The organism is Halomonas sp. AOP30-A1-24, assembly GCF_052378165.1.
Taxonomy (GTDB): domain Bacteria; phylum Pseudomonadota; class Gammaproteobacteria; order Pseudomonadales; family Halomonadaceae; genus Vreelandella; species Vreelandella citrativorans.
Window position 1 is genome coordinate 1 of sequence record NZ_JBQSXL010000067.1, and the last position, 2,600, is coordinate 2,600.

The window sequence follows — 2,600 nt, forward strand, 5'->3', positions numbered from 1 at the left end:
GGTCATTACTGGCATTGCCAAGAATACAAAAGTTCTAAATTGCAGTGGAATGACCTTCAGTACGTGCTTAATAAGAAAAAGTGACGTGAAAGGTACGACTGGCGTAGGCAGGTTCTTCTGCGCGAACCCGAATTCAAGTAGTCTCTACTATGGATAACGAAAAAAGCGGCTAACTGGGAATGTAAGGCATGGATCGTGGTGCCAATTTTTGGCGTAATGAAGTCGTAGCTTTTCTTGCGCTATCGACTATCAAAGGTGTTGGGTACTGGACGCTATTTCGTCTGATGTTGCCCGGGAAAGGGTTCAAAGACTTTCTCAAAAATTCACCGATTTCTGTTCTTGAAAAAGAGCTGAAGGTATCACTTTTGCTGGACGGTGAAAGTCCTGAAGAGTGGCAGCATAGAGTCTGGGAGGCTGGCCTTCAGCTAGCCAGGGAACTGGCCAAATATAGAGCACGGCTAGTCTTTCGGGATCAGGAGGAGTTCCCAGGCAGGCTTAAAGAAATTGAAGATGGGCCGCGCTGGCTATTTATCCAAGGGGATATTCGAACCCTTTATAATCGTCCAATTGCTGTTGTGGGCACTCGTAAGCCTTCAAAGGATGGTGAGTTCTTGGCTCGCTACGTTGTCGCAACACTTGCACATTCAGAGAGAACGGTAGTATCTGGCCTCGCTTTTGGCATCGACCAAGTTGCTCATCAGGAGTCTCTCAGGTATGGCTTGCCCACAGTGGCGGTTTTAGGAAATGGAATATTCCTTGATTACCCCAAAGGCTCTCAAGAGATCCGTGAGAAAATTTTGATGAATGGCGGGGCAGTCATAACAGAATACCTGCCACATCAATCTTATTCTGGTGAGAACTTTGTGAGGCGAAATCGAATCCAGGCAGGCCTTTCTGAGTTTGTTATTCCAGTTGAATGGAAAATAAAGAGCGGCACAGCTCACACTGTTGAATATGCTTCAAAATACCAAAGAAAAGTGGTCAATATATTCCTGCCAGGAACAGCAAAAGCCCGACCAGAAATGGTTTTTTCGGAGCGTGCACGTGGCGCAACATCGTTTGAGATACCTAGAGAAACCGAGCAGCTTATAGCGCTACTGGATTTGGATACCTCCTCATTGCAAGTGGATTCCGAGCAATCAGAAGATATCGCGACCGAACCAGTGCAACAGAATTTAGAAATTTAGGTAGTTCCTAGTCACTTTAACAATATGAAAAGAAGCCTATGTTGATAGTAACCTCTCCCAGTGCGCTGCTAATTAATGGTGACCCCGATCCCTCTATTGCACAGGTTTTGATAGAAGCAGCTCAAAATAATCATAAGGTTGGGATTGTCTCAAATAACGCCAAACCGGGTTGGTTTGATGAGTTATTTGCCGAAACCGGTGTAATATTTAAGCAAGAGCTAGGACGGCAAAATGGAGGGATTATTAAAAGAACTGCCGAAAAGCTAAAAATCGCGCCGCAAGATGTCTTAGTGCTAGTTGGATCGCAAGCTGACATTGCCATGGGTAAGAATGGTAAAGCGGTTATGGTTGCAGCCGGTTGGTCAAATGACCCAAGAGTGTCTGAGCTCGGTATTCAAGTGGATTGTGCACGTTCTCTTAAGGAAACCCTTCGATTAACTTCGGAGTGGGATGGCAAGTGGTGGTTCAATGGCCAAGGCGCTTCGTATTCTGTACATGCTCTTTCAGATCTATCTACTTTCGGAAAAGACTTTGATCAAAAACAATTTCGCGCGCATCTAACTAGTACTATAAAACAAGGGGGGCCTCGATTGAATGCCTTACTTGCAATGGTTGCGAGATCTCTGCTAACTCAGGGTGTTGACTCGTTTCCAAAGCTTTTTTGGGGAGTGTTTCCTTCGTCAGCTAGCGATAACAGTGATAGCGAGGTACTCAGCGATTTTACGCATCGCTTAAGGACAACTGTATCAAAAGTTCGTATGACGAGAAAGGGAGAGCCCTTGTTTGTGCGTCATAAACCATCAACTAAGCGGTCGTCAGCTGGTTCAAGAACAGATCGACTTGATCCCACCGAACAGATAGAAACTATTCATTTAAACCCTAAATATCGCGGTAACCTCACCGGGCGTAATGTCATAGTGGTAGATGACTGTACTACTCATGGGGTGTCTTTCGGTGTAGCCGCCGCACTTTTGCGTAAAGCAGGCGCTAATTCTGTCACATGCATTGCACTGGGTAAGTTTGGTAGATCTCTGAGGGACTATCAGATTGATATTACCTCAGATCCATTCCAACCACTCAATCTAGCGAAAAACGCTGTTATAAAAGATAATCCTTTTTTTGTGGGGCACGAAAATAATGCTGCACAAGAAGCGCTTAAGGGCTTGTTGGGCTAGATAGGTCATTAACTTTTTTGTAAAGTAATTATAACCTTACTGTGACCTGCCACTTGAAGGTTTAAATCTAGGCAGGTCACTTACTCTTATCGAAACAAGGAAGTTACCCGCTGACCGGCGTAACTCGTGTTGCTTGTCTCGAAGCAATCATGTTCGCGGGACGCTGAATTTCACTCAGCGTAGCGTCGTCTAAAAGCCCTTCTTCGCGTACAAGATCTAGTACTCCTCGCCCGCTCTG

2 protein-coding genes are annotated in these 2,600 nt (G+C 45.3%); both read left to right on the top strand.

All coding sequences use genetic code 11. From position 1 onward, the window contains the following. Positions 1-188: 188 nt before the first annotated feature. Positions 189-1,187, top strand: coding sequence for a DNA-processing protein DprA (locus ACT3TJ_RS17840; RefSeq protein WP_086961193.1), 999 nt, complete (start codon positions 189-191; stop codon positions 1,185-1,187). Positions 1,188-1,225: 38 nt separating this feature from the next. Then, a complete protein-coding gene (locus ACT3TJ_RS17845) occupies positions 1,226-2,362 on the top strand; it encodes a hypothetical protein (protein WP_444666121.1) in 1,137 nt (378 codons plus the stop codon). The last annotated feature ends 238 nt before the right edge of the window (positions 2,363-2,600 follow it).